Here is a 23,286-nt window from a genome sequence, read left to right on the forward strand (position 1 = left end):
GGATTCATTCATCGCGCAGCCACTGCTCCGCACGGCGACGCTCTTCCTCGGACAGCGGGGTTGAATCAAGTTCCCGGCGCGCGCGATTACGCGCCACCAGGGCAAGCACCACCCCGACGCCGATCACCAGCACCACAAAGGGCCCGATCCAGAGTGCCCAGGTGTGCGGGGCGAACACCGGCCGGTAGCTCACGAAACTGCCGAAACGATCCACCATGGCCTGGCGGATCTCCTCGTCCGTGGCGCCTTCACGCATCATCTTCCGGACGCGCTCGCGCATATCCGCAGAGATGGGAGCCCCGGATTCGGCGATGGATTCATTCTGGCACTTCGGACACCGCAGCTCCCGCGTGAGTTCACTGAAACGCTCACGCAGCTGCGGGTCCTCAAAGCGCTCCTGGGCCGTAGCCGGCATGGCAAACAGCGCCACCGCCAACAGCACCAGTACGGCCTCAGCCGTCTTTACGATAGCGTTCATAGAGCGGCTCAAAATCAGACTCCCAGACGTCTTGATCCACCACGCCCACATGGCGATGGCGGACGATGCCCTCGGCATCGATCAGGTAGGTCTCCGGCGCCCCGTAGACGCCCAGATCAAACCCCAGGCTGCCTTCCGGGTCATAGATCACCCGGGTGTAGGGGTCGCCACGTTCTTCCAGCCATTCCAGGGCGGCGCCACGCTCATCCTTGTAGTTGAGCCCGACGATGGGAACACCCTGCTCCGCGAGCCGGTTGAGGTGGGGATGCTCCACCCGGCAGGCGGCACACCAGGTGCCCCAGACATTCAGCAGCTGCACCTTGCCCTTCAGGATCTCCGGCCCGCCAGAGGCCTCCTTATCACCCAGCATCGGCAGATCGAAGGACGGCACCTCCCGGCCTACCAGCGCGGAATCCAGCTCACTGGGATCCTCACCGAGGCCCCAATAGAAAACCACGCCCAGTGTGACCGCGAGCACCAGCGGCAGGAAAAGCCAGATCCGGTTCATGACGCCGCTCCTTCAGCCACGGGCTGGCTGGCCCTGGGCTTTTCGGCCACGGTGACCGTCTGCCTCTGGCGCACGCGGTAACGCCGATCACTGACCGCAAAGGCACCACCGAGCGCCATGAAAATGGCGCCGCCCCAGATCCAGCGCACCATGGGCTTGTACTGGATGCGCACGCTCCAGGCCGTCTGCCCCTCAACATTCTCGCCCAGAGCCACGAACAGATCCTTCAGGACCCCGGCACTGATGCCGGCATTGGTCATGACACTGTCACGAACCGGATAGTGGCGCTTCTCCGGGTAGACGGTGGTCACCTTCTCACCCTCCCGGTAGATGTCGAAGGTTGCCCGCTGTGCCGTGAAGTTCGGCCCCTGGCGTTCCCCCAGGTCCGCAAAATGCCACTCATAGCCGGCTATCTCGAGCCGGTCCCCGGGAGCCATCCGCCGGTCCTGCTCCACCCCGTGGATGGAGACCATGGTGGCGCCCGCGATCGACATGGCCAGGCCCACGTGGCCCAGGACCATGCCGTTGTAGCTGCGCGAGAGCCGGCGCAGGCCATGCCAGCGGCCCTGGCGGCTGGCGGTCTTGTCCCAGACGTCCCTGAGCGTGGTGAAGGCAACCCAGGCCGCCACCATCAGGCCAATGACGCTGAGGGCACTGAGCTCCCCCACCATCAGCAGGGGCGTGACCACCGCAACGATGGCACTCAGCACGGCCGGCACCAGCAGCTTGCGCAGCACCGTGTCCACGGGCGTGCGTTTCCAGCGTGTCACCACCCCGAAGCCCAGAATGACCCCCGTCATCAGGGCAATGGGTACGAACGTGATGTTGAAGTAGGGTTCCCCCACGGACAGGGTCCCGCCTCCCATGTAATCCTGGATCAGCGGGAAAATCGTCCCGAGCAGAACCACAAAGGTCGCCACCACCAGGAAGACGTTGTTCAGCAGCAGCAGCGCCTCCCGGGAGAACAGGGTGAAGCCCGTACGGCCCTGCACCGCCGGCGCCCGGATCGCGTAGAGGGACAGCGAGCCGACCACGGTGACCGCCAGCATCATCAGTATGAAGAAACCCCGCTCCGGGTCGGTGGCGAACGCATGCACCGACGTCAGCACCCCGGAGCGCACCAGGAAGGTCCCCAGTATGCTCAGCGCGAAGGTCATGATGGCCAGCAGCACCGTCCAGCTCTTGAAGACACCACGCTTCTCGGTCACCGCCAGTGAATGGATCAGGGCCGTGCCCACAAGCCAGGGCATGAACGAGGCGTTCTCGACCGGGTCCCAGAACCACCAGCCGCCCCAGCCCAGCTCGTAGTAGGCCCACCAGCTGCCCAGGGCAATGCCCAGGGTGAGAAAGGCCCATGCCACGGTGGTCCAGGGCCGGGACCAGCGGGCCCAGACGGCATCCAGGCGACCGCCCAGCAGCGAGGCGATGGCAAAGGCGAATACCACCGAGAAGCCCACATAGCCCATGTAGAGCATCGGCGGATGGACGATCAGACCGAAATCCTGCAGCAGCGGGTTCAGGTCAGCGCCATCCTGCGGCACATTCGGCAACATGCGCTCAAAGGGATTGGAGGTGAGCAGGGTGAACAGCATAAAGCCGACCCCGATCAACCCCATGATGGACAGCACGCGGGCCCGCATCTCGTCCGGGAGATTGCGGCTGAACAGGGCGACCGCCAGCGTCCATGCTCCCAGGATCAGCACCCAGAGCAGCATCGAGCCCTCGTGGCCGCCCCAGACGGCGCTGAACTTGTAGTACCAGGGCAGCATGCTGTTGCTGTTGTTGGCCACATAGCCCACAGAGAAATCATCGACCATGAAGGACCAGGTAAGGCAGGCGTAGCTGAGCACGAGCATCACGAACATGCCCGCCACCAGTGGCCGGTCGAAGGCCATCAGGCCCGGGTGACGGATGGTGGCCCCCATCATGGGCACCACCACCAGTGCCACTGCCAGAAGCAGCGCCAGGATCAGCGCGAAATTGCCGAGTTCAGGAACCATTATCTCTCCTGCGTCAGAGTCACTGCCACCAGCACCTCAGGTGCCGCTGTCACCGTTACCGTGATCAATGCCTTCATTCGGGTAATCGCCTCCTTCCTTAAGGCGTCCGGACTTCTCCAGGGCCTTCTTGACCTCTGGCGGCATGTAATCCTCGTCATGTTTTGCAAGCACCTGGTCCGCCCTGAGCATGCCATCCTGGTTCAGCTCGCCCAGGGCCACCACGCCCTGCCCCTCGCGGAACAGATCCGGCAGGATGCCCTTGTATTCAACCGGTACCCGACCCTGGTTGTCCGTGATGACAAAGCGGACCTTCAGCGAGTCCGGATCCCGTTCCAGACTCCCCTCCGCCACCAGGCCCCCGGCCCGGATCCGCTGCTGAACCGGCGCCTTGCCGGTTTCAATCTCGGCAGGGCTGTAGAAAAGGTTCATGTTCTCCTGCAGGGCGACCATCGCCAGCGATACGGCCACGGCAAAGCCCGCGAACAGGGCCAGAATGATGGCGAGACGGCGTTTACGCACCGGATGCATTGTGTGTCTTTCCTCCACTGCCATGGCGTTGTGCCTCACTGCGCATGAGGCGGCGATGATGGGCGATGACCTGCCGACGCTGGATCACGGTGGCAAGAACCAGCCCCAGGGTCACCAGCAGGAAGGCACCATAGCTGAACCAGACGTAGGCCCCGTGGCCTCCCATCGTGATCAGTGCCTGGAATGAATCGAACTGCATATATCGCCTCCGAGGCCCCTATTGTGCCAGAACCCAGTCCCGAACCCAGCGTGCGCGCCGCTCTCTTAACAGAATGTCATTACGCATCCGCCAGAGAATCAGCCAGGCCACAAGCAGGTGGAATCCCAGCAGGCAGATCAGCAGCGGCACCCACATGCTGGCCGGCATGGAGGGCGCCTCCGTCACCTTGATGGTTGCCGGCTGGTGCAGCGTGTTCCACCACTCCACCGAGTACTTGATGATGGGGATGTTCACCACCCCCACGATCACCAGGATGGCGCTGGCGCGCGCACGCACGTCCGGATCCTCCATGGCACCACGCAGCGCCATCACCCCCAGGTACAGGAACAGCAGCAGCAGCATGGAGGTCAGGCGCGCATCCCAGACCCACCAGGTGCCCCAGGTGGGCTTGCCCCAGACCGCCCCGGTGAGAAGCGCAAGAAATGTCATGGCCGCGCCCACCGCCGTGGCGGAGGCGATGAAGGTGTCCGCCATCTTCATCCGCCAGACGAGCCCCACCACCCCGGCGACAGCCATGGCCACATAGAGTGACTGCCCGAGATAGGCCGAGGGCACATGGATGAAGATGATGCGGTAACTGTCACCCTGCTGGTAGTCGGCGGGCGCGAACAGCAGCCCCCAGACCACGCCCACTGTCAGGACAATCAGTGCCGACCACCCCAGCCAGGGCATCAGCCGGCCGGCGATGCCGAAAAACCACTTGGGGGAGCCCAGCTTGTGAAACCATTGCCACATGTGGCGATCCTCAGTTCATTTCACCCATTGGAAACGCTGATGCGCAGCGCTCCGGCGATGGCCAGCGGTGCCAGCACCACCGCCAGCGACAGCATGGCCCCAAGCAGCGCCAGATGCCCGGTGATGGAAGCGCCTTCCACGGCGGCCGTCACCGCGCCGGTGCCGAAGATCAGGACCGGCACATAGAAGGGGGTCATGATCAGCACCAGCAGCACGCCACTGCCACGCAGGCTCACCGTCAGCGCGGCACCGATGGCCCCGACCAGAACCAGAACGGGCGTGCCCGCCAGCAGCGTCAGAACCAGAACCAGCCCGGTGCCCGGGCGCAGGTGCAGCATGACGGCCAGAACGGGCACCAGCAGTACCAGCGGCAGCACCGTGGTAACCCATACGGCGCCAACCCGCGCGAGAGCCAGCAGCGCCAGCGGCTGGGGTGACAGCACCCATTGTTCCAGATGCCCATCCGCATAGTCATTGCGGAACAACAAGTTCAGCGACAGCAGGATGGACAGCAGCGCCGCCACCCAGATGATGCCCGGCCCGGCCTGCCGCAGGAACTCCGGCTCCGGGCTTACCCCCAGCGGGAACAGCGAGACAATGAGCACGAAGAACACCAGCGGATTGATCAGATCCTGGCGGTTGCGGAATGCAATGAGCCACTCCCGGCGCACGGTCTCGACAGCCGCGCGCAGCCAGCCGCCGCCCTCCTGCTCCTGGAAACTTACCGGAACTCTGGGTTCAGAGCGCATCATGGCCCTCCCCCAGTGTCAGTACCCGAACCCCCTCCAGCGCCAGGCTGTGATGGGTTGTCAGGATGACCGCCCCCCCGGCCCGCACCCGGTTGGCGAGCAGGGCCTCGAGCTGGGCCACGGCCTCCCGGTCCACGGCCGTGAAGGCCTCGTCCAGGATCCAAAGAGGGGCACTGGAAAGATACAGGCGCGCCAGTGCCACCCGCCGCTGCTGCCCCGCGGAGAGCTGCGCCGCCGGGAGATCCTCGTACCCGCCAAGCCCCGCATCCGCCAGCGCCGCCATCACCTGTTCGGGCACCGCGGGCGTGCGCATGGCCTGCCATCCGGCGAGATTCTCATAGGCAGTCAGGGAAGATGAAACGCCGGCACTGTGCCCCAGGAACAGCAGATTCGCCTGGTACTGGGTCCTGACCCGGTGCACGGGCTCACCCTGCCAGAGCAGCTCCCCCTCGAAAGCGGGATTCAGGCCTGCCAGTATCCGCAGCAGCGTGGTCTTGCCCGCACCATTGGGGCCGGCGATCCGCCACAGCTCACCGCTGCCGACCCTGAAGTCAAGGCCGCTGAACAGCGGGCGATCATCGCGTTCACAGTGGATCTGCCGGGCTTCGAGCAGGGTACTGGTCATGGTCCATCCGGCCGGTGGGTTCTGCGGGTTGGGTCTGCCCCCGGCGGGCGCCTATTATATAGAAAACGGCCGGCTTTTGCCGCCTTCAACGGCCACGGGGAATACCGTCGTGAAAGTGCCTGTTCTTTCGCTGCTCACTCGAACCAGCAGCAGTCAGCCCACCGGAGCCGACCCCGCCCGTCTGGCGACACAGCTCGAGCGCGCGGGGCTGCGCGAGGGCGAGCCCCGACTTGCCCGGCTGCTGCAGGCCGAGGGTGGCAGCCGGGCCGCCGGTGACGGCACCCGGACGGCCCCCGGCACCCGCCTGCTGCTGGAGGTGGGAGGCCAGAAGCTGCCCGTGCGCAGCGACCAGCCGCTGGATACGGGCACCATGGTGAAGGTCATGCGGGCTGGCAATGAACTGCGCCTTTTGGAGAGCCTTCAACAGCCCTCCCGCAGCACCCTGAGCCAGTCACTGGCCAACCGGATTCCGTTCCAGCATGACCTGGGGCAGGGCCTCAGCCGGCTCGCCGCCCAGACCAATGACCCGGCCCTGCCCCAGCAGATCCGTCAGGGGCTGGCCCAGCTGACACGCTTGATGCCCGCCGCCCCGACACCGGCGACCCCATCCCCAACGCCAGCCGGACTGGCTCAGCCCAACGGTTCCATCACCTCCGCCCCGAACAGCAGCAGCGGTCTGAATGTCCCCTCAGCACCGCCCCCGGCCCTGGACAGCATGAGCGGCGCCCAGGTCCGTGAATGGATAAGCCAGAGCGGGCTCTTCCGGGAGGCCGGCATGCTGCGCCAGCCCCCATCAGGTGCCACGGAAAACCCCAACCAACCCCGCGCCGACCTCAAGAGCCAGCTGATCCAGCTGGCCGCCCAGCTTCTGCCACGGGTGACCGGCGCCTCGTCCGAACAGAGCGGCGACAGCCTTCACCGCCTGGTCAGCCGGTTCGGGGCCATGACCACTTCGTCAACGGACGACACCGGGACCCTGCGCTTCCCGACTTCGCCGCCCACCAGCTCCACCTCCAGCGCCAGTGCGGGCAACGCAGGCAACAGCAGCTCCATGGGAGCCGGGGAGATGCTCCGGCTTCTGGCGGGCATGATCAATCGGCTTACGGTGAACCAGCTCCACTCGCAGGCCGCCAGCACCGGGGCCGATGCCAATGCGCCCAACCAGACCTGGATACTGGAACTGCCCTGGGTTTCAGGCAACCAGGAAGTGCGGATCCTTCAGGGGCGGCTGGAGGAGTACGGGCCACGGGATACGGACCCGGACGAGGCCAGCGACAGCCGATCCCTGGAGCGGGAATGGCAGCTGACGCTGGCCCTGTCCTTCGAGACCACGGGCCCGCTGTACTTTGAGATCAACCTCCGTGGGCGCCAGCTCAGAACCCAGGTCTGGGCCGAGAAACCGGCCACCGCTGAGCTGATCGAAAACACCCGGGAGCGGCTGGAAACAGCGCTTTCGAAACTGGATCTGGACGTGGCACCGGTGGAATGCAGGGAGGGGCAACCGCCGGCCCGGATCACCCGACTGACACAGCAACTGGTGGACGAACATGCCTGACAACAGCGATCACGAGGCGGCCATCGCCCTGACCTATGACGGTGCGAACGCCCCTACGGTCTCGGCCACCGGCCAGGACGAACTCGCCCGGGAGATGATCCGCGTCGCGCAGGAGAATGGGGTTCCGCTCTATGAGGATCCGGACCTGGCGGCACTGCTCAGCCGGCTGGATCTCGGTGAGGCGATTCCCGAAACCCTCTATCGGGTCATTGCCGAAATCCTGGCCTACAGCTTCTACCTCCAGGGATTCACCCCGGAGGATTTCCAGGATGGGAGGCGGAAAGGCTAGACGATCTCGTCTGTCCCGGCATGCTCATGGCCCCGTGTCTGGCCCTTGCGCAGAGCCGACACCAGCTCCGCCTCCGGGCGGGAAATGCCGCAGGAGTTCATCAGGTCCTCGGTACCGGCACCCAGCTCCACCAGCTTGGAGGCTTCGTCATAGGGCACCCGCAGAGGGTCATTAAGCCGCATTTCCTCCAGGGCACCACTGAGGCGGTGCAGAGACTGCTCACAGGCCACCAGACGACGCCCTACCCCCATGCTGCCACTGCTGACTGCGTGCAGCTCCCGGCCCAGGTCATCGCAGCGCTGACGCCAGTGTGCCTCCATACGATTCATCCGGACCCGGTTGGCGACGCCCTGCGCCGCCACCAGTGCAATGGCCAGAGCCGTAACAGCCCAGGGAAGAAGTGTGTCGATCATGTCCATGCCAGCCTCCTGTCGCTGACCGCCTAGAGCGCCTCGATCTCGGCCCACTCCTCGTCGGTCAGCATTTTCTCGAATGCCACCAGAATCACCAGTTCACCCTCACGGTTGCAGACACCGTGAATGAAGCGGGCACTCTCCTCGTTACCCACATTGGGTGCGCTCTCGATTTCGCTCTGGCGGATGTAGATGACCTCGGCCACCGCATCCACCATGATGCCGATCACCTGCTCCTCGGCTTCGAGCACCACAATGCGCGTTGAATCCGTGACTTCACCGTCCGGCAGGCCGAAGCGGCGCCGGGTATCGATCACCGTCACGACATTGCCGCGCAGGTTGATGATGCCAAGCACGTAATCGGGCGCCCCGGGCACCGGCGCGATTTCTGTATACCGCAGCACTTCCTGGATCTGCATGACGTTAAGGCCATAGGTCTCATCCGCCAGCCGGAAGGTTACATACTGCAGCACCGGGTCATCACTGCTCTGCTGGGCCGCGTTCTGAATGCTCTGGGTCGCCATATCCGCCTCTCTGTCCGGGCAACTGTCAATATTTCATCACTGCGCACCCTGCACTATAGAACAGAGCACAAACTGTGCCACTCCCCGCTGATCTCAGCGGTCGAGATCCGGATTGCGTTCGGTTTCCGCTTTCTGCAGGAGTGCCGCCATCCGGGACACATCCAACAGGGCGCACATTTCCTTCTTTATGGTGCCTGCCAGCCACTGCCGACGGCCACCCTCACTGCGCCACTTCACCTCGTCCGGCTGGACGTGGAAGGACTGGGCCACGTCGTCGCAGGCCAGCCCCCAGGCGCTGTCCCCGAGCTGGATCACGAAGCGGTAGCCGTCCCGGAACTCATCCCGGTAGCGTTCCGGCATGACCCAGCGTGCTGTATCCGCAACCCTGATGGTATGCCCGCCCACGCGCAGCAACCCCATGAACCAGTCCGGCCGGCCGAACAACGGGGTGAGTTCCCGCTCAAGACGGTGTACCTGCCCCAGCAGCACCAGCGGCACCGCCAGCTGAAGCCCTGCCACCCGGAAAATCAGGCATTCAAACCCTTCCTGGGCCCAGGGCGGACGGCCATTACGCCATGCCCCCGTCTCCGCCACGGGTTCAGAGGGGGCCTCCACCGCCTCGGAAACGACCTGCTGCCGCTCGGGCTCGGGCTCGGGCTCGGGCTCGGGCTCGGGCTCGGGCTCGGGCTCGGGCTCGGGAAGCGTATCAGGTTCGGACAGTGCTTCAACGTCCGGTTCCGGTTCTGGCTCCGGGGGGTCCTCGGGCGTCTGCTCAAGACTCCGGATGACCGGACTCACCAGCGCCTGGTTGAGAACCGGTCTCTCCGCCTCGGCCAACTGCCGGGAGCTGGGCTGGGCGCGGCGCGCACGGGCCCGCCGCCGCTCCGGGGCACCCCCATCACCCTCCTCTGCCCAGGGGCTGTCATCACCGGGCGACAGGAGTTCATCAAGGTAATCCCCGATGATGGAATCCGGTCTGTTACTGCCATGCCCTGCCACTGTCCGGTCTCCTCCGCGGATCTACCGCGCCTCCGCGCTCTGGCGGCTACGCCCGTCATCGCCCAGCTTCTCCTGCAGATCGGAAAGCAGGCGGCGATACGCGCGTATCCCCTGGGAATCCCGGGAGACAGCCGTCGGCACCACGCCTTTCTGGCTGGCATCCCGCAAGCGTGTGTCCACCGGAATGGCGAACCGCCACAGCTCGTCGCCATAATCCCGTCGCAGCTGGTTCAGGCTCTGAACCGAGGCCTGGGTCCGCCGGTCGTACATGGTTGGAATGATGGTATAGCCCAGTTCGTTCTTCTGGCTCTTCATCACCATCTGCAGCGTATGCAGCATCCGGTCCAGCCCCTTGAGCGCCAGGAACTCGGTCTGCACCGGCATCAGCAGGTGCTGGGCCGCCGCCAGCGCATTGATCATCAGTACCCCCAGTGAGGGGGAGTTGTCGAGCAGAACATAGTCGTAATCGTCCCAGAGTGTGGACAGCGAGCGGGAGATCACCAGCCCCATGCCCGAAACGCCAACACTGCGGCGCTCGAGCGTGGCCAGGGCACTGGAGGCCGGCATCAGGTGCAGCCCCGGGTGGGCGGTCTCGGTGATCAGCTGCGCTGGCAGCCCCGGCGCGACCTTACCCTCGTTCTGGAAAAGGTCGTAGACCGAATGCTCAATCGCATCCGGATCATGGCCGAAATAGGTGGTCACCGAGCCATGGGGATCCAGATCCACCATCAGGACGCGATGCCCCGCATCGGCAAGCAATCCACTCAGTGCAACCACGGTGGTGGTCTTGCCCACGCCACCCTTCTGATTCGCCACTGTCCAGATTCGCACCCTTTACTCCCCTGACGTTCATGGTCCTGCCGCGGCCAACCCTTGCCGCCGGAAACCCGCTGCGGCGGCTCCGTGCCGACGCCGCCCCTTCATTACCGGGCGTCGCCGTCCATTTGACTGCTGACGACGTAAAAGCAGATTCCATGCCAGCTTCAGCGCTGCCCCGGTGCCGCCGGGATACTCCCCTCCGCGCCAATAACCAGGGTGACACGGCGGTTACGCGCCCGCCCGCGTTCAGTGTCATTGCGCGCCACCGGATGATTGTCGCCATAACCGAGCGCTGCCAGCCGTTCGCCGTCGATCCCGCTGTCCTCGAGCAGGCGCACCACGGCCCCCGCACGCGCTGCGGAGAGTTCCCAGTTGGAGGGGAACCGGCCGGTTCGGATCGGCAAGTTGTCGGTATGGCCCTCAACCACAATGGCATTATCCTGCGATGCCAGCACGCCGGCGATACGCACAATTGCGGTCTGCGCCTCGGGGCCGGGCAACACGCCGCCGCTGCGGAACACCAGATCCCCGGGCAGTGTCACTTCCATCCACTTCGCGCCTTCCCGGAAACGGATCTGGTCGCTTCCCACCAGCCCTTCCAGCGCACTGCCCAGCTCCTCGCGCAGCCCCGGGTCGGAGAACCCCTGGTCAGTGCTGTCCGATCCAGCCGGGGCGGTGATGGGTTCACCGATGGGAATAGGCTTCACGGTCCGTGGCGTTCCCGTGAATACACCCTGGACCGCATCAGAGAGCTTCCGGACCTGGTCCTGCTCGGCGGTGGAAATGGCATAGAGAAAGACAAAGAAACCGAAAAGCACCGTGACGAAGTCGGCATAGGACACCAGCCAGCGGTCGTTGCTTGGTCCCTCGCTGTCACTGCGGCGGCGTCTCATGGTGGGCTCCTCAGCGGTGCATGAAGCCCTGCAGCCGCAGTTCGATGGTGTTCGGGTTCTCTCCCTCCAGCACACTGAGAAGGCCGTCGATCATCATCTCCTGATAGCGGCTGCGGTAATGGACCAGGCTCCGGAGCTTGCTGGCCACCGGAAAGCACAGCAGGTTTGCCAGTGCGATGCCGTAGATGGTGGCCACAAAGGCGGTGGCGATCCCCGTTCCCACCTGGGCCGGATCCTCGAGGTGCGTCATGACCTGGATCAGGCCCATGACCGCGCCGATGATGCCGATGGTAGGCGCATATCCCCCCATGGACTCAAACACCCGTGCGGCTTCCAGGTCGCCCTGTTCCCGGGATTCCAGGTCGGTCTCAAGCATGGAGCGGATGGTTTCCGGCTCAAGGCCATCAACCAGCAGCTGCAGCCCCTTGCGGGCAAAGGGCTCGGTTTCCTGCTCGGCCACCGACTCAAGGCCGAGAATGCCGTCCTTGCGCGATTTCATGCTCCAGCCGACCACTTTCTCGACGCCGTCGCCCATACTGACGTCCGGGGGCGAAAAGACCCAGCGCAGCAGCACCGTGGCCCGGCGCAGCACACCGCTCGGCGTCTGCAGGGTGATGGCCGCCAGCGTGCCGCCAATGACAATCACCACGGCGGGCAGGTTGATCAGCGAGCCCAGGGTGCCACCCTCGAGGACAGTCCCCCCGAGCAGCGCGGCAAAGGCCAGTATGACCCCAAGCAGGCTGAGCGGATCCATCAGGTGACACCCTCGATCAGCCGCGCCGCGATCCGGTCCAGCGGCAGCACCTCATCGGTCAGCCCCGCCTTGGCCACGGCCATGGGCATCCCGTAGATCACCGAGGTTTTCTCATCCTGGGACCACACCACGGAGCCGGACTGCTTCATCAGACGGCAGCCCTCCTTACCGTCCGCGCCCATGCCCGTCAGGATCACTGCCAGGGTCTTTCCGGGATAGCCACGCGCGATGGAACCGAAAGTGACATCCACGCATGGCCTGTAGTTGAGGCGGCCATCGTCCGGTATCACCCGGATGCGGCCGGTTCCCCCCTTCTTCTCGACCAGCATCTGCTGGCCGCCCGGCGCAAGCAGCGCCACGCCGGGCTCAAGCGTATCGCCATCCTGAGCCTGGCGCACCTTGATGCGGCAGAGCTTGTCCAGCCGGTCCGCAAAAGCCAGCGTAAAGCTGGCCGGCATGTGCTGGACCAGGATGATGGGCGCCGGAAAACTGGCGGGCAGCTCGGCCAGCACTTTCTGGAGGGCAATGGGGCCACCCGTGGAGGTGCCTATGGCCACAACGTCGTAATGACGTGCCGACGTGCGACGCTGGCTGCCACCACTGCTTTCGGCGGGCTCGCCAGCCCCGGTACCTGACTGGCGGGACTCAGGCCGCTCCCGCCGTTCCGGCGCCGCCGGCCGGCTGGGGGCCTGTTCGCGGGCCGCGGGGGCGGTGGTACCGCTGCTCCCGCTCGCCGGTGCCGAACCGGTACTCGGACGTCCCCCGCGGCCGGGGTGACTCCGGGCCACCTCAAGCAGACGCTTGCGCAGAATCTCCTGGAGACGGCTCGAGGAACGGGCGATCTCCTCGAAGTTCTTGGGCAGGAAATCCACCGCCCCCGCCTCAAGCGCGTCCAGGGTCACGCGCGCGCCCTCGTAGGTCAGCGAGGAGAACATCAGAACCGGGGTGGGACGGCTTTCCATGATCTTGCGGACTGCGGTGATGCCGTCCATGACCGGCATCTCGTAGTCCATGGTGATCACATCCGGGCGGTGCTTCTCAACCAGGGTCAGGGCTTCCTGCCCATTGGTGGCAGTGGCCACGACCTCAAGCTCTCCGGTGGCGGAGAGGATCTCGCTCAGGCGTTTTCGGAAAAACCCGGAATCATCAACAACAAGGACGGAAACCGTCATCCAAGACTCCAATCACTGGGTCCGGCCCGCGGTGCTGCTGCGCCGGTGAGGCGGACCGGTTGTCAGGCGTAATGCTGGAGGAGGCTGGGCACGTCAAGAATCAGCGCGATCGTACCATCCCCGGTGATGGTGGCCCCGGCCATACCCGCCGTTCCCTGGAGCATCTTGCCCAGCGGCTTGATGACCACTTCCTCCTGACCGATGAGCTGATCAACCACAAAGCCCACTCGCTTGGTACCGACCGCAACCACCACCACATGGGCATCGGTATCGTCGGCCTCCACGGAGGCGCCCTCGACCAGCCATTTCTTGATGTAGAACAGCGGGTATACGTGATCCCGGACCACGATGCACTCACGCCCGTCCACGATGTTCTTCTTGCTCAGGTCCAGATGGAAGATCTCCACCACGTTCACAAGGGGCAGCGCGAACGGCTGATCCTCGAGCTTGACCATCAGCGTCGGCATGATCGCCAGGGTCAGGGGCACCTTGATCACGATGCGCGACCCCCGGCCCAGCTCCGAGTCAATATCGATGGAGCCGTTGAGCTGGTTGATCTTGGTCTTGACCACATCCATGCCCACACCACGCCCGGAGACGTCTGAAATCTCGGTCTTGGTGGAAAAACCCGGGGCGAAGATCAGCTGGTAGCATTCGTTCTCCGTCAGGCGGTCAGCCGCTTCCTGCTCGTACACGCCCTTCTCGACCGCCTTGCGGCGCAGGGCCTCGGGGTCCATGCCACCGCCATCATCCTCGATCACCAGCTGGATGTGATCGCCCTCCTGCTCCGCGGACAGCGCCACTCGACCGACGCGCGGCTTGCCGTTGCGCTCGCGCTCATCCGGCATCTCGACGCCATGGTCCACGGCGTTGCGGACCAGGTGCACCAGCGGGTCGGAAAGGGCTTCGACAAGGTTCTTGTCGAGATCGGTGTCCTCGCCGCTCATGCTGAGGTTCACTTCCTTCTCGAGGCTGCGCGCCAGGTCCCGGACAACGCGGGGGAAGCGCCCGAACACCTTCTTGATCGGCTGCATCCGGGTCTGCATCACGGAGGACTGCAGGTCCCCGGTAACCACATCCAGATTGGACACGGTCTTCTGAACGCGCCCGTCTTCCAGTTCATCACTGAGGCGCTTGAGCCGGTTACGGATGAGCACCAGCTCACCCACCATGTTCATGATGTCATCGAGACGGCGGGTATCAACCCTGACAGTGGACTCGGCGGCAACAGCGGCCTGGTCCTTGCCGCCACCCCCACCACCGCCGGAAGCGGGCTTCTGGTCTCCGCCTTTCTGCCCCCCGCCGGCGCCACCGCCCGCGGACCGGGCCGGTTCATCCGGCGGTGCCGCCGGCTCAGCGCTCCCGGCATTGGCCGGCTGGCGATTATCAGCTGAAGGGGCGGCGTTCGCTCTCTCGGGAGCCGCCGAGGCGGGCGCTTCCGGTTCGCTTCCAGAGGCGCCACCCTGGCCGGCGGTTTCCGCCGTATCCGGCTTGAACTGGCCGGGACCGTGCAGCTCATCCAGCAGGGATTCAAATTCATCCTCACTGATTTCATCGTCATCGCCGCTGGACCGGGCCGAGTCTACCGCTCCTGACTCCCCGCCGGCCTCAGCACCGCCACCCCCGGTGCTGCTGACAGCCTCCGGGTCCGGCGGCGCCCCCGCATGTTTACCCTCACCGTGAAGCTGATCCAGCAGGGCCTCGAATTCATCCTCGCTGATCTCGTCATCATCGTCCGATGAGCCTGGATCTCCCGCCCCGCGGGACTCACCCGCAGGGGCATCGCCGGAAGCCTCCTGGTCCCCGGGGTTAATGGCATCAAGCAGTTGCTCGAACTCAGCGTCGGTGATATCCCCTTCCTGGCCCTCGGCCTGCTGGCCTGCCTGCTGCCCCCCGGTCGGCTGGGCGGATCCGGTACCACCAGTATCCTCGCTTTCCGGTTTCGCCAGCCGGGCCAGCTGCTCAAGAAGCTGTGGATCGGCGGGTGTTGGCGCCTCGCGGCTGCGGACCTCGTCAAACTGGGTATTGACCACGTCCAGCGCCTTGAGCACCACATCCATCAGGTTCGAATCGACGGTGCGCTCGCCGTTACGCAGTGTGTCAAAGACGTTCTCGGCCTTGTGACAGCAGTCCACCAGGGCGTCCAGCTGCATAAAGCCCGCGCCGCCCTTGACGGTATGGAACCCCCGGAAAATGGCATTGAGCAGATCCATATCATGGGGGTTGTTCTCAAGCTGAACCAGCTGTTCAGAGAGCTGCTCCAGTATCTCACCGGACTCAACCAGGAAGTCCTGGAGGATCTCTTCGTCCGCATCCAACGCCATGCAACGTCTCCTTAAAAGCCGAGACTGGACAGCAGGTCGTCAACCTCGTCCTGTCCGGAAACCACATCCTGCTGCGAGTCGTCGATCTGGGGACCCTCGCCTCTGCTGCTCACACCATCTTCCTGACTGCCCTCGCCCTGATCGTGGACCACACCGGTAATCCGGTCCACATCACTGGCCATGACCATCAGCTTCACCAGGTGATCCTCCACTTCCTTCACCAGCGAGGTCACGCGCTGTATCACCTGGCCGGTGAGGTCCTGGAAATCCTGTGCCAGAAGAATCTCGGAAAGATTGCCATGCAGCCGGTCCGAGTCCGAGACAATGCGATCCAGAAAGGCATCGATCCGCTGGTAGAGTTCCCGGAACTCGGACGGCTTCATCTCACGGCGGCGCAGCCTTCCCCAGTCCTCGCGGATGGCATTGGCCTCTTCGCGCAGGTTGGAGGCCACCGGCATGGTGTCCTCAACCAGGTCCATGGTCCTGTTGGCCGAGCGGCTGGTCAGCTGAACCACGTAATCCAGGCGGTCCGACGCATCCGCCATTTTGGAGAGCTCTTCCTGCTGCTCGCGGTTCTCCGCCTTGATCTCGAAATTGCGCAGGGCTTCATGGAGGCTGCGTGTCAGGCGGCCAACCTCGCGGTACAGGCTGCGGTCACGCACTTCGCCCAGCTCAGCGATGCGCTGCATGGCATCACTGATGTTGCCCTGATCGAGGGCTTCCTTGAGGCCAGTGGCGTGCGCTTTGAGCTCCTCGGCCACTTCCTCGGTAATGTCTTCCCGGTTGAGCTCACTCATGCCGTCTGCACCTGGTTCACTCGACGCGTTCAAATATTTTCTCGATCTTGTCCTTGAGCACCGCGGCCGTGAACGGCTTGACCACATAGCCGTTCACCCCCGCCTGGGCGGCGGCCACGATCTGGTCCCGCTTCGCCTCAGCGGTCACCATCAGAATGGGCAGGTGCTTGAGGTTCTCATCCGCTCTGACCGCCTGGAGCAGCTCCATGCCACTCATTCCCGGCATGTTCCAGTCGGTTACCAGGAAGTCGAATTTGCCATTGCGCAGCATCGGCAGCGCGGTATTACCGTCATCCGCCTCCTCGATGTTGTTGAAGCCGAGGTCGCGCAGCAGGTTCCTCACGATCCGTCTCATCGTGGAGAAATCATCCACAACAAGAATCTTCATGTTCTTGTCCAAAACAGCCTCCAAACACTCCGGTTGTTGTCACGTCTGCCTGACCGGCCCGTGCACCAACACTTACTTCCACAGTCTAGACGTTTGTTCCCATCTCACCAGTCAGCCACCGGTACGCTCGAGCATACGGGCCCGCAAGCGGGCCGCGGCCTGGCCGTGGATCTGGCTCACCCGTGACTCGCTGACCTCCAGCACGGCACCGATCTCCTTCAGGTTGAGCTCGTCCTGATAGTAGAGCGACAGTACCAGCCGCTCGCGCTCCGGCAACTGATCAATCTCACCGGCCAGGGCACGGCGGAAATCCGCATCCTGGAGCTCGCCCTCGGGTCCTTCCTGCGGGGCCTGGTCATTGATGTGTTCGTTCTTCTCCGTCAGCTCATCCAGGCTGAACAGGCGGCCTGTGGTCGCGTCACTGGCACGGCTGTGGTAATCGTCCAGGGACACGCCCAGCTCATCGGCAATCTCGGCGTCCTTCGCATCGCGTCCTTCCCGGGCCTCAACCGTCTGGATGGCCTCGGAAATACGGCGGGCATTGCGGTGGACTGAGCGCGGCACCCAGTCGCCACGCCGGATCTCATCCACAATCGCGCCCCGGATCCGGATGCCCGCATAGGTCTCGAAGGTCGCGCCCTGGCCGGACTCATAGCGACGTGCCGCCTCCAGCAGCCCGATCATGCCCGCCTGCATCAGATCCTCAAGCTGGATATGATCCGGCAGGCGCGCCATCAGGTGCAGCGCGATCTTCTTGACCAGCGGCATGTGGGTCTCGACGAGCTCATCCACATCCGCCCGGCGCGTCTGTGTGTAGAGATCCAGCGGCCCGGACTGCGTCATGGTTTGGCCACTCCCGTAAGCCCCTGCTCAAAGGATGGAACGCCCTGTCAGTCCTGCACAAGCCGTTCAACAAAAAATTCAAGATGCCCCCTTGGCGATGAGGGCAGCGGCCACTGGTCCACCTTCTTCGCCAGATCCCGGAATGCCTGGGATGCCTTGGCATTCGGGTACAGTTCCATGACCGCCTTCTGCCGTCGCACCGCCTTCTTCACCTGTTCATCCAGGGGAATGCTGCCGACATACTGCAGGGCAACGTCCAGAAAGCGCTCGGTGACCCGGTAAAGCTTGTCGTACAGAGCCTTTCCATCCTGCTCTGTGCGCACCATGTTTGCCAGTACCCGGAACCGGTGGGTGTCATAGTCCCGGTTCATCAGCTTGATCAGGGCATAGGTGTCCGTGATGGAAGTGGGCTCATCATTCACCACCAGCATGATTTCCTGGGACGCCCTCAGAAAGCTGACCACTGCCTCCGAGATTCCCGCTGCAGTGTCCACAATAAGTACGTCGACATCGTCACCGAGTTCACTGAAGGCGGAAATGAGACCGGCATGCTCCATGTGGCTGAGGTTGGTCATGCGCTGGGTGCCGGAAGAGGCGGGTACGATACGGATCCCACCGGGGCCGTCGACGAGAATGTCACTGAGTTCGCACTCCCCGGCGAGCACATCGGAAATATTGTAGGTGGCACTGATGCCCAGCAGCACATCGATGTTGGCCAGGCCGAGGTCGGCATCCAGTACCACAACCCGCTGGCCCATCTCACAGAGGGCTATACCAAGGTTGACCGAGACGTTGCTTTTGCCGACACCGCCCTTGCCCCCGGTGACTGCGATCACCTGTACCGGTTTACTCATGCGGAATGGGCTCTCCCGTCCTGTTGCTGTTGCATTGTGAGGAGACGCCCGATCCCATGTCAGGCGCCTTCGGCCATGGCGCTTTCACCGCGATTGAGCGCCTGGTGACGGCGCACCGCCTGCTTGACCAGATCCCCGGCGCCCGCGCGGTGCAGGTCGTCGGGAATCTTCTGACCATTGGTGTAGAACGCGACCGGCAGCCGGCTCTGCGCCGCAAAGCCCACCACTTCGCCAAGAGTCAGGGCCTCGTCCGTCTTGGTCAGGATGCAGCCCGCCAGCCCAACGGCATTATAGCAATGCCACGTGGATTGCATAATGCGCGGCTGGCTTGTCGCCGAAATCAGCAGGTAGGGCCGCACCGGGTGGCGGCTGCTGACCAGCTCTTCGATCTGCTCCTGCCAGCCACGGTCCGCCGCCGTGAGCCCGGCCGTATCGATCAGGATCAGCTTGCGGTCCGACAGATCATCCAGAATGGCATCCAGGCTGTTGGCCTCGTCCACCACCCGCACCGGCACATTCAGAATGCGCCCGAACACGAAAAGCTGCTCATGGGCAGCCACACGATAGCGGTCCGTGGTCACCAACGCCAGCTGTTCCGCACCGTGACGCAGTACAAACTGCGCCGCCATCTTGCCAATGGTAGTGGTTTTGCCGGAGCCCGTGGGCCCAAGAAGGGCATAGACCCCGCCACGCTCCAGGGGGTTCTCCCGCACGGTTTCCACCCGGGCCGCCAGAGCCTTGAGCGCGCTCTTCCATCCGGCGTCCAGCCGCCCCTGGCCATGTTCAGCCGCCAGTTCGCGGCCCTGATCGCGCGGCAGCCCGAGATCCTGGAGCCGGTCCGACAGCCGCTGCTCGACCACGCCCTGGGTCTTTTCACCGGGATTCGTGGTGCCCTGCTGGCCGTTCATCTGCTGAAGCATATCCCTGAGGGAATGGATCTCGGCCCGCATGGAGCTCAACGCATCGCCCTCCCCGCCCGGCGATGGAGTGTTTTCCGGCTCCCCCTCGGGCTCGGCACTGCCAACAGCCGCCGGCCCGACCGGCTCCTGGCCGTGGTGCGAGCGCTGCTGCACCTCGCTGATGTGGGCCCGGGATTTCGCCATGGCCTCCTCCAGCTTGCGGTGTTTCTCCGCCTGCAGCTCGGCCAGGCGCGCGGCATTGGCCTTGTCCTCGTCGGCCACGCCCAGCTGGCTTCGGACCTCACCCTCGTCGTAATCCAGTGCCGTCACGATTTCGACGCCGTCTTCCACCCGCTTGCTCGAGAGGATCACCGCGTCATCACCCATTTCACTGCGGACCATCCGCAGCGCCTCGGGCATGGTGGGAGCAAAAAAGCGTTTGACTTGCATGGCAGGGAACCTCCGCCGCCGTCAGTTTATTGGCCTATGGACGACACAATCGTGACCTGCTTGTTCTCCGGTATCTCCTGGTAGGAAAGAACGTGCAGCCGTTCCACCCCGTACCGGACAAACCTTGCCAGCACCGGCCGCAGGGGAGCCGATACCAGCAGGATGGCGGGCTTGCCGACCGCCTCCTGTTTCTGGGCCGCATCCGAGAGTGAGCGCTGGAGCTTCTCGACCATGTTGGGCTCCAGGATCATGCCGATGTCATCGGCCGTGCCGGATTGCTGACCCTGCTGTACAGACTTAAGCAACATCTGTTCCAGTTGCGGATCCAGCGTGATCACCGGCACCTCGTTTTCATTGCCAACCAGCTTCTGCACGATCATGCGCTTGAGCGACTTGCGCGCCGCCGTGGTCAGAACGCTCGGGTCCTGACTGCGTGGCTGAACATTGACGATGGCCTCGGCGATACTGCGCATATCCCGGATTGGCACCTCCTCCAGCAGCAGGTTCTGCAGCACCTTGAGCAGCAGGCTGATGGAGACGGTGTTGGGCACCAGTTCCTCGGCCAGCTTCGGAGAAGCCTTCTCGAGCTGATCCAGCCACTTCTGGACCTCTTCGTGGCCCAGCAGCTCATGGGCATGCTCCTGCAGCACCTGGTTCAGGTGGGTTGCGACCACGGTGGAAGCATCCACAACGGTGTAACCAAGCGTCTGCGCCTGATCGCGCTGGGCGGGCTCAATCCAGGTGGCGTCCAGGCCGAACGCCGGATCCTTGCCGGCAATCCCCTCGACCTTGCCGAACACCTGGCCGGGGTCGATGGCCAGCTCCCGGTCCGGGTGGATCTCGGCCTCCGCCAGCGTCACACCCATCAGGGTGATGCGATAGACATTGGGCATCAGATCCAGGTTGTCGCGGATGTGCACCGAGGGCATGAGAAAGCCCAGATCCTGGGAAAGCTTCTTGCGCACGCCCTTGATCCGCGCCAGCAGCTGACCACCCTGGTTCTTGTCCACCAGCGGAATCAGCCGGTAGCCCACCTCAAGGCCAACAATGTCCACGCTGACCACATCCTCCCAGGCCAGCTCCTTGGTTTCCCCGGTTCCACCACCGGGCAGTGCCTGCTGCTGGTCCTCGGTGATGGTCCGCTGCTGGGCGCCGCCACCCTCGCCGCCGGCGGCCTGACGGGCCACCGGCGCGGCGCCGGCACCTTCCTCAACAACCTGCTGGCCGCGTTTCCAGATGAACCAGGCGACAGCCACCGCCATGCCCCCCAGGCCCATGAACGCCACCGTGGGCATGCCCGGGATCAGACTGAGCCCAATCAGGATGCCGCCGGCAATGCCGATGGCATTCGGAGAGGAGAACATCTGCTCGACGACCTGGGAGCTCATCTCCTGGGACTTGCCCACCCGCGTCACGATGATGGCGGCAGCGGCGGAGAGCAGCAGCGAGGGAATCTGGGCGACCAGGCCGTCACCAATGGTCAGCAGCGCGTAGTTCTCAACCGCCTGACCGAAAACCAGCCCGTGCTGGAACATGCCGATGCTGACGCCACCGACGATGTTGATGAACAGGATCAGAAGACCGGCAATGGCGTCGCCACGCACAAACTTGGACGCGCCGTCCATGGAACCGTAGAAATCCGCCTCACCGGCCACCTCGGCCCGGCGGTCCCGGGCTTCGTCCTGGCTGATCAGGCCGGCGTTGAGGTCGGCGTCGATGGCCATCTGTTTGCCGGGCATGGCGTCCAGGGTGAAGCGGGCGCTGACCTCGGAGACCCGGCCGGCGCCCTTGGTCACCACAATGAAGTTGATGATCATCAGGATGGCGAACACCACCAGGCCCACGGCGTAGTTGCCGCCGATCAGCACTTCACCGAAGGATTCGATGACCTTGCCCGCGGCTGCACCGCCCTCGTGCCCGTGCAGCAGCACGATCCGGGTGGAGGCCACGTTCAGCGCCAGCCGCAGCAGTGTGGCGACCAGCAGCACCGTTGGGAAGGCCGCGAAATCCATGGGCCGCATGGCGTAGATCGCCACCAGGATGATCACCAGCGACAGGGCGATATTGAAGGTGAAGGCCACGTCCAGCAGGAAGACCGGAATGGGCAGGGTCATCATGCCCAGAAGCACCATGAGCATGAACGGGATCGCGACGTTCCCGTCCAGAATGCCCTTCAGGCCCCTGAGTTGGTCGATTGCCACCGCCCGATCCATGACCGTCCGGTACCTCCAAGCACTGATGAATGATCAGGGCGCCGTTTTTCTGGCGCCAAACCGGGTTACAGAATGGTTAGTGCAAGCGCCATACCACATCGGTCATTCATCGCGTTTGAGGTCATCGGGAATCGGCAGTTTCGGCATGACCGGTTTCTTACCACCATTGCGACGGTACTGGCGGAGCTGGAAGAGGTAGGCCAGAACCTGGGCCACGGCCATGTAGAGGCCTTCGGGAATGTTATCGCCAATCTCCGTATTGTGGTAAACGGCCCGCGCCAGCGGCGGTGTGCGCAGCACATCCACCCGGTGTTCCCGCGCGATCTCCATGATCTTGGTGGCGATCTCGTCCGCCCCCTTGGCCACGACCACTGGCGCCGCCATGCTCTTGCCGTCGTACTTCAGGGCCACGGCGTAGTGTTCCGGGTTGGTGATCACCACGTCCGCGCTCGGCACATCCTCCATCATGCGCCGCTGGGTCATCTCCTGCTGCAGCTGGCGGACCTTCTGCTTGACCTCGGGTTTGCCCTCGGTCTCCTTGAATTCGTCCTTCACCTCCTGTTTGGACATGCGCATCTTCTTCTGGTGGTCGTGGATCTGGAAGGGCACGTCAATCACGGCGATGATGATGGTCGAGCAGGACAGCAGAAAGAAGCTCCATGCCAGCGTCCAGAGCGTGTGCTCGGTGGCGCGGTTCGGGGATTCGCTGGAGATGGCGAGCAGGTCCTCCGTGCGGAGGTCCAGGATCGCCACGGCAATGAGAATCACCAGCGAGACCTTGGCCACACTCTTGCCCAGCTCCACCAGGGAGCGGATGCCGAACATCCGCCCCAGCCCCTTGATCGGGCTCATGCGGCTGAGCTGCGGCGCCACCGCCTTGCCGGAGAGAAGAAAGCCACTGAGCATGATCGGGCCCAGAAAGGCGGCAACGCCCAGGGCGAGGAGCAGCGGCGTGAGTGCGACCGCGGCGGTGGTGGCGGACTGCCCCAGGTGCTGGAGCATCTGGGAGGTGTCAAAAATCTGACCCCGCTCCAGCGCGAAATTGAACTCGAACATCTGCTTGAGTTCCCCGCCGATGGCACCACCGAACAGCAGCAGCCCGGTGGCCCCGGCCATCAGAACCAGTGCGGTGCCCAGGTCCTTGGACTGGGGAACCTGCCCTTCTTCCCGGGCTTTCTCAAGCCGCCTGGGCGTCGGGTCTTCCGTTTTTTCCTGGCTGTCGTCGCCACCACCTTCCGCCATGGCGTGCCCTCCGGA

Annotated in this window: 25 protein-coding genes; 2 read left to right on the forward strand and 23 right to left on the reverse strand. The window is 64.2% G+C overall.

The features are described 5' to 3' along the window. Positions 1-4: 4 nt before the first annotated feature. Genes CK501_RS07485 through ccmA form a run of 8 tightly spaced genes read right to left on the reverse strand, consistent with a single transcriptional unit; the run spans position 5 to position 5,843 of the window. Positions 5-478 (reverse strand): cytochrome c-type biogenesis protein, encoded by a 474-nt coding sequence (locus CK501_RS07485; protein ID WP_095617099.1) that lies wholly within the window; start codon positions 476-478, stop codon positions 5-7. Continuing rightward, positions 453-986, reverse strand: coding sequence for a DsbE family thiol:disulfide interchange protein (locus CK501_RS07490; protein WP_095617100.1), 534 nt, complete (start codon positions 984-986; stop codon positions 453-455). The genes CK501_RS07485 and CK501_RS07490 overlap by 26 nt, the downstream gene beginning before the upstream one ends. Further along, positions 983-2,986 carry a heme lyase CcmF/NrfE family subunit gene (locus CK501_RS07495; RefSeq protein ID WP_095617101.1) on the reverse strand — a complete coding sequence of 668 codons (2,004 nt, stop codon included), beginning with the start codon at positions 2,984-2,986 and terminating at the stop codon, positions 983-985. The genes CK501_RS07490 and CK501_RS07495 overlap by 4 nt, the downstream gene beginning before the upstream one ends. Positions 2,987-3,022: 36 nt before the next feature. After that, positions 3,023-3,514, reverse strand: coding sequence for a cytochrome c maturation protein CcmE (gene ccmE / locus CK501_RS07500; RefSeq protein ID WP_095617102.1), 492 nt, complete (start codon positions 3,512-3,514; stop codon positions 3,023-3,025). Then, positions 3,498-3,713, reverse strand: a complete 216-nt coding sequence (ccmD, locus tag CK501_RS07505) for a heme exporter protein CcmD (RefSeq protein WP_095617103.1) — start codon at positions 3,711-3,713, stop codon at positions 3,498-3,500. The genes ccmE and ccmD overlap by 17 nt, the downstream gene beginning before the upstream one ends. Before the next feature lie 18 nt (positions 3,714-3,731). Then, complete coding sequence (locus tag CK501_RS07510) at positions 3,732-4,469, reverse strand: heme ABC transporter permease (protein WP_095617104.1); 738 nt, start codon at positions 4,467-4,469, stop codon at positions 3,732-3,734. A gap of 20 nt (positions 4,470-4,489) precedes the next feature. Further along, on the reverse strand, positions 4,490-5,221 hold the full coding sequence (ccmB, locus tag CK501_RS07515) for a heme exporter protein CcmB (RefSeq protein ID WP_269844184.1): 732 nt from the start codon (positions 5,219-5,221) through the stop codon (positions 4,490-4,492). Further along, positions 5,208-5,843, reverse strand: a complete 636-nt coding sequence (gene ccmA / locus CK501_RS07520; RefSeq protein WP_095617105.1) for a cytochrome c biogenesis heme-transporting ATPase CcmA — start codon at positions 5,841-5,843, stop codon at positions 5,208-5,210. The genes ccmB and ccmA overlap by 14 nt, the downstream gene beginning before the upstream one ends. Before the next feature lie 109 nt (positions 5,844-5,952). Between ccmA and fliK the strand changes: the two genes are divergently transcribed. Together fliK and CK501_RS07530 are read left to right on the forward strand one after the other, a co-directional pair. Next, the gene (gene fliK, locus CK501_RS07525) at positions 5,953-7,398 is read left to right on the forward strand and encodes a flagellar hook-length control protein FliK (protein WP_143421404.1); all 1,446 of its coding nucleotides are present in this window, start codon (positions 5,953-5,955) and stop codon (positions 7,396-7,398) included. Continuing rightward, on the forward strand, positions 7,391-7,687 hold the full coding sequence (locus CK501_RS07530) for an EscU/YscU/HrcU family type III secretion system export apparatus switch protein (RefSeq protein WP_095617107.1): 297 nt from the start codon (positions 7,391-7,393) through the stop codon (positions 7,685-7,687). The genes fliK and CK501_RS07530 overlap by 8 nt, the downstream gene beginning before the upstream one ends. Here the strand turns inward: CK501_RS07530 and CK501_RS07535 are convergent. From CK501_RS07535 to flhB, 15 genes are all read right to left on the reverse strand, one after another. Next, positions 7,684-8,106 (reverse strand): DUF2802 domain-containing protein, encoded by a 423-nt coding sequence (locus CK501_RS07535; protein ID WP_095617108.1) that lies wholly within the window; start codon positions 8,104-8,106, stop codon positions 7,684-7,686. The two genes, CK501_RS07530 and CK501_RS07535, sit on opposite strands and share 4 nt — an antisense overlap. 23 nt (positions 8,107-8,129) lie before the next feature. After that, on the reverse strand, positions 8,130-8,624 hold the full coding sequence (locus CK501_RS07540) for a chemotaxis protein CheW (protein ID WP_077531615.1): 495 nt from the start codon (positions 8,622-8,624) through the stop codon (positions 8,130-8,132). A gap of 93 nt (positions 8,625-8,717) precedes the next feature. Beyond that, positions 8,718-9,623 carry a chemotaxis protein CheW gene (locus tag CK501_RS07545; RefSeq protein ID WP_198949426.1) on the reverse strand — a complete coding sequence of 302 codons (906 nt, stop codon included), beginning with the start codon at positions 9,621-9,623 and terminating at the stop codon, positions 8,718-8,720. Positions 9,624-9,644: 21 nt separating this feature from the next. Continuing rightward, entirely contained in the window at positions 9,645-10,454 is an 810-nt protein-coding gene (locus CK501_RS07550; protein ID WP_095617110.1) for a ParA family protein, read from the reverse strand. 152 nt (positions 10,455-10,606) lie between these two features. Further along, positions 10,607-11,335 carry an OmpA family protein gene (locus CK501_RS07555; RefSeq protein WP_095617111.1) on the reverse strand — a complete coding sequence of 243 codons (729 nt, stop codon included), beginning with the start codon at positions 11,333-11,335 and terminating at the stop codon, positions 10,607-10,609. 10 nt (positions 11,336-11,345) lie between these two features. Beyond that, the gene (locus CK501_RS07560) at positions 11,346-12,089 is read right to left on the reverse strand and encodes a flagellar motor protein (protein ID WP_077531619.1); all 744 of its coding nucleotides are present in this window, start codon (positions 12,087-12,089) and stop codon (positions 11,346-11,348) included. Beyond that, a complete protein-coding gene (locus CK501_RS07565; protein ID WP_095617112.1) occupies positions 12,089-13,261 on the reverse strand; it encodes a protein-glutamate methylesterase/protein-glutamine glutaminase in 1,173 nt (390 codons plus the stop codon). Before CK501_RS07565 ends, CK501_RS07560 begins: the two co-directional genes overlap by 1 nt. Before the next feature lie 62 nt (positions 13,262-13,323). After that, on the reverse strand, positions 13,324-15,585 hold the full coding sequence (locus CK501_RS07570; RefSeq protein WP_095617113.1) for a chemotaxis protein CheA: 2,262 nt from the start codon (positions 15,583-15,585) through the stop codon (positions 13,324-13,326). A gap of 11 nt (positions 15,586-15,596) precedes the next feature. Continuing rightward, on the reverse strand, positions 15,597-16,382 hold the full coding sequence (locus tag CK501_RS07575; protein WP_095617114.1) for a protein phosphatase CheZ: 786 nt from the start codon (positions 16,380-16,382) through the stop codon (positions 15,597-15,599). A gap of 16 nt (positions 16,383-16,398) precedes the next feature. Next, on the reverse strand, positions 16,399-16,770 hold the full coding sequence (cheY, locus tag CK501_RS07580) for a chemotaxis response regulator CheY (protein WP_425356591.1): 372 nt from the start codon (positions 16,768-16,770) through the stop codon (positions 16,399-16,401). Between the two features lie 111 nt (positions 16,771-16,881). Next, complete coding sequence (locus CK501_RS07585) at positions 16,882-17,613, reverse strand: RNA polymerase sigma factor FliA (protein ID WP_095617115.1); 732 nt, start codon at positions 17,611-17,613, stop codon at positions 16,882-16,884. Between the two features lie 47 nt (positions 17,614-17,660). Continuing rightward, complete coding sequence (locus tag CK501_RS07590; protein ID WP_095617116.1) at positions 17,661-18,467, reverse strand: MinD/ParA family protein; 807 nt, start codon at positions 18,465-18,467, stop codon at positions 17,661-17,663. Positions 18,468-18,526: 59 nt separating this feature from the next. Beyond that, positions 18,527-19,816, reverse strand: coding sequence for a flagellar biosynthesis protein FlhF (flhF, locus tag CK501_RS07595; protein WP_095617117.1), 1,290 nt, complete (start codon positions 19,814-19,816; stop codon positions 18,527-18,529). 26 nt (positions 19,817-19,842) lie between these two features. Next, positions 19,843-22,029, reverse strand: coding sequence for a flagellar biosynthesis protein FlhA (flhA, locus tag CK501_RS07600; protein WP_095617118.1), 2,187 nt, complete (start codon positions 22,027-22,029; stop codon positions 19,843-19,845). Positions 22,030-22,131: 102 nt separating this feature from the next. Further along, complete coding sequence (gene flhB, locus CK501_RS07605; RefSeq protein ID WP_095617119.1) at positions 22,132-23,271, reverse strand: flagellar biosynthesis protein FlhB; 1,140 nt, start codon at positions 23,269-23,271, stop codon at positions 22,132-22,134. Between the last annotated feature and the right edge of the window lie 15 nt (positions 23,272-23,286).

This window comes from Halovibrio salipaludis (assembly GCF_002286965.1).
In the GTDB taxonomy this organism is placed as follows: Bacteria; Pseudomonadota; Gammaproteobacteria; order Pseudomonadales; family Oleiphilaceae; genus Halospina; species Halospina salipaludis.

What these genes read in the sequence shown, in the direction of transcription:
- CK501_RS07485 (WP_095617099.1), bottom strand. Translation starts at nt 478, where the DNA reads ATGAACGCTATCGTAAAGACGGCTGAGGCCGTACTGGTGCTGTTGGCG.
- CK501_RS07490 (WP_095617100.1), bottom strand. Translation starts at nt 986, where the DNA reads ATGAACCGGATCTGGCTTTTCCTGCCGCTGGTGCTCGCGGTCACACTG.
- CK501_RS07495 (WP_095617101.1), bottom strand. Translation starts at nt 2,986, where the DNA reads ATGGTTCCTGAACTCGGCAATTTCGCGCTGATCCTGGCGCTGCTTCTG.
- ccmE (WP_095617102.1), bottom strand. Translation starts at nt 3,514, where the DNA reads ATGCATCCGGTGCGTAAACGCCGTCTCGCCATCATTCTGGCCCTGTTC.
- ccmD (WP_095617103.1), bottom strand. Translation starts at nt 3,713, where the DNA reads ATGCAGTTCGATTCATTCCAGGCACTGATCACGATGGGAGGCCACGGG.
- CK501_RS07510 (WP_095617104.1), bottom strand. Translation starts at nt 4,469, where the DNA reads ATGTGGCAATGGTTTCACAAGCTGGGCTCCCCCAAGTGGTTTTTCGGC.
- ccmB (WP_269844184.1), bottom strand. Translation starts at nt 5,221, where the DNA reads ATGATGCGCTCTGAACCCAGAGTTCCGGTAAGTTTCCAGGAGCAGGAG.
- ccmA (WP_095617105.1), bottom strand. Translation starts at nt 5,843, where the DNA reads ATGACCAGTACCCTGCTCGAAGCCCGGCAGATCCACTGTGAACGCGAT.
- CK501_RS07530 (WP_095617107.1), top strand. Translation starts at nt 7,391, where the DNA reads ATGCCTGACAACAGCGATCACGAGGCGGCCATCGCCCTGACCTATGAC.
- CK501_RS07535 (WP_095617108.1), bottom strand. Translation starts at nt 8,106, where the DNA reads ATGGACATGATCGACACACTTCTTCCCTGGGCTGTTACGGCTCTGGCC.
- CK501_RS07540 (WP_077531615.1), bottom strand. Translation starts at nt 8,624, where the DNA reads ATGGCGACCCAGAGCATTCAGAACGCGGCCCAGCAGAGCAGTGATGAC.
- CK501_RS07555 (WP_095617111.1), bottom strand. Translation starts at nt 11,335, where the DNA reads ATGAGACGCCGCCGCAGTGACAGCGAGGGACCAAGCAACGACCGCTGG.
- CK501_RS07560 (WP_077531619.1), bottom strand. Translation starts at nt 12,089, where the DNA reads ATGGATCCGCTCAGCCTGCTTGGGGTCATACTGGCCTTTGCCGCGCTG.
- CK501_RS07565 (WP_095617112.1), bottom strand. Translation starts at nt 13,261, where the DNA reads ATGACGGTTTCCGTCCTTGTTGTTGATGATTCCGGGTTTTTCCGAAAA.
- CK501_RS07570 (WP_095617113.1), bottom strand. Translation starts at nt 15,585, where the DNA reads ATGGCGTTGGATGCGGACGAAGAGATCCTCCAGGACTTCCTGGTTGAG.
- CK501_RS07575 (WP_095617114.1), bottom strand. Translation starts at nt 16,382, where the DNA reads ATGAGTGAGCTCAACCGGGAAGACATTACCGAGGAAGTGGCCGAGGAG.
- cheY (WP_425356591.1), bottom strand. Translation starts at nt 16,770, where the DNA reads ATGAAGATTCTTGTTGTGGATGATTTCTCCACGATGAGACGGATCGTG.
- CK501_RS07585 (WP_095617115.1), bottom strand. Translation starts at nt 17,613, where the DNA reads ATGACGCAGTCCGGGCCGCTGGATCTCTACACACAGACGCGCCGGGCG.
- CK501_RS07590 (WP_095617116.1), bottom strand. Translation starts at nt 18,467, where the DNA reads ATGAGTAAACCGGTACAGGTGATCGCAGTCACCGGGGGCAAGGGCGGT.
- flhF (WP_095617117.1), bottom strand. Translation starts at nt 19,816, where the DNA reads ATGCAAGTCAAACGCTTTTTTGCTCCCACCATGCCCGAGGCGCTGCGG.
- flhA (WP_095617118.1), bottom strand. Translation starts at nt 22,029, where the DNA reads ATGGATCGGGCGGTGGCAATCGACCAACTCAGGGGCCTGAAGGGCATT.
- flhB (WP_095617119.1), bottom strand. Translation starts at nt 23,271, where the DNA reads ATGGCGGAAGGTGGTGGCGACGACAGCCAGGAAAAAACGGAAGACCCG.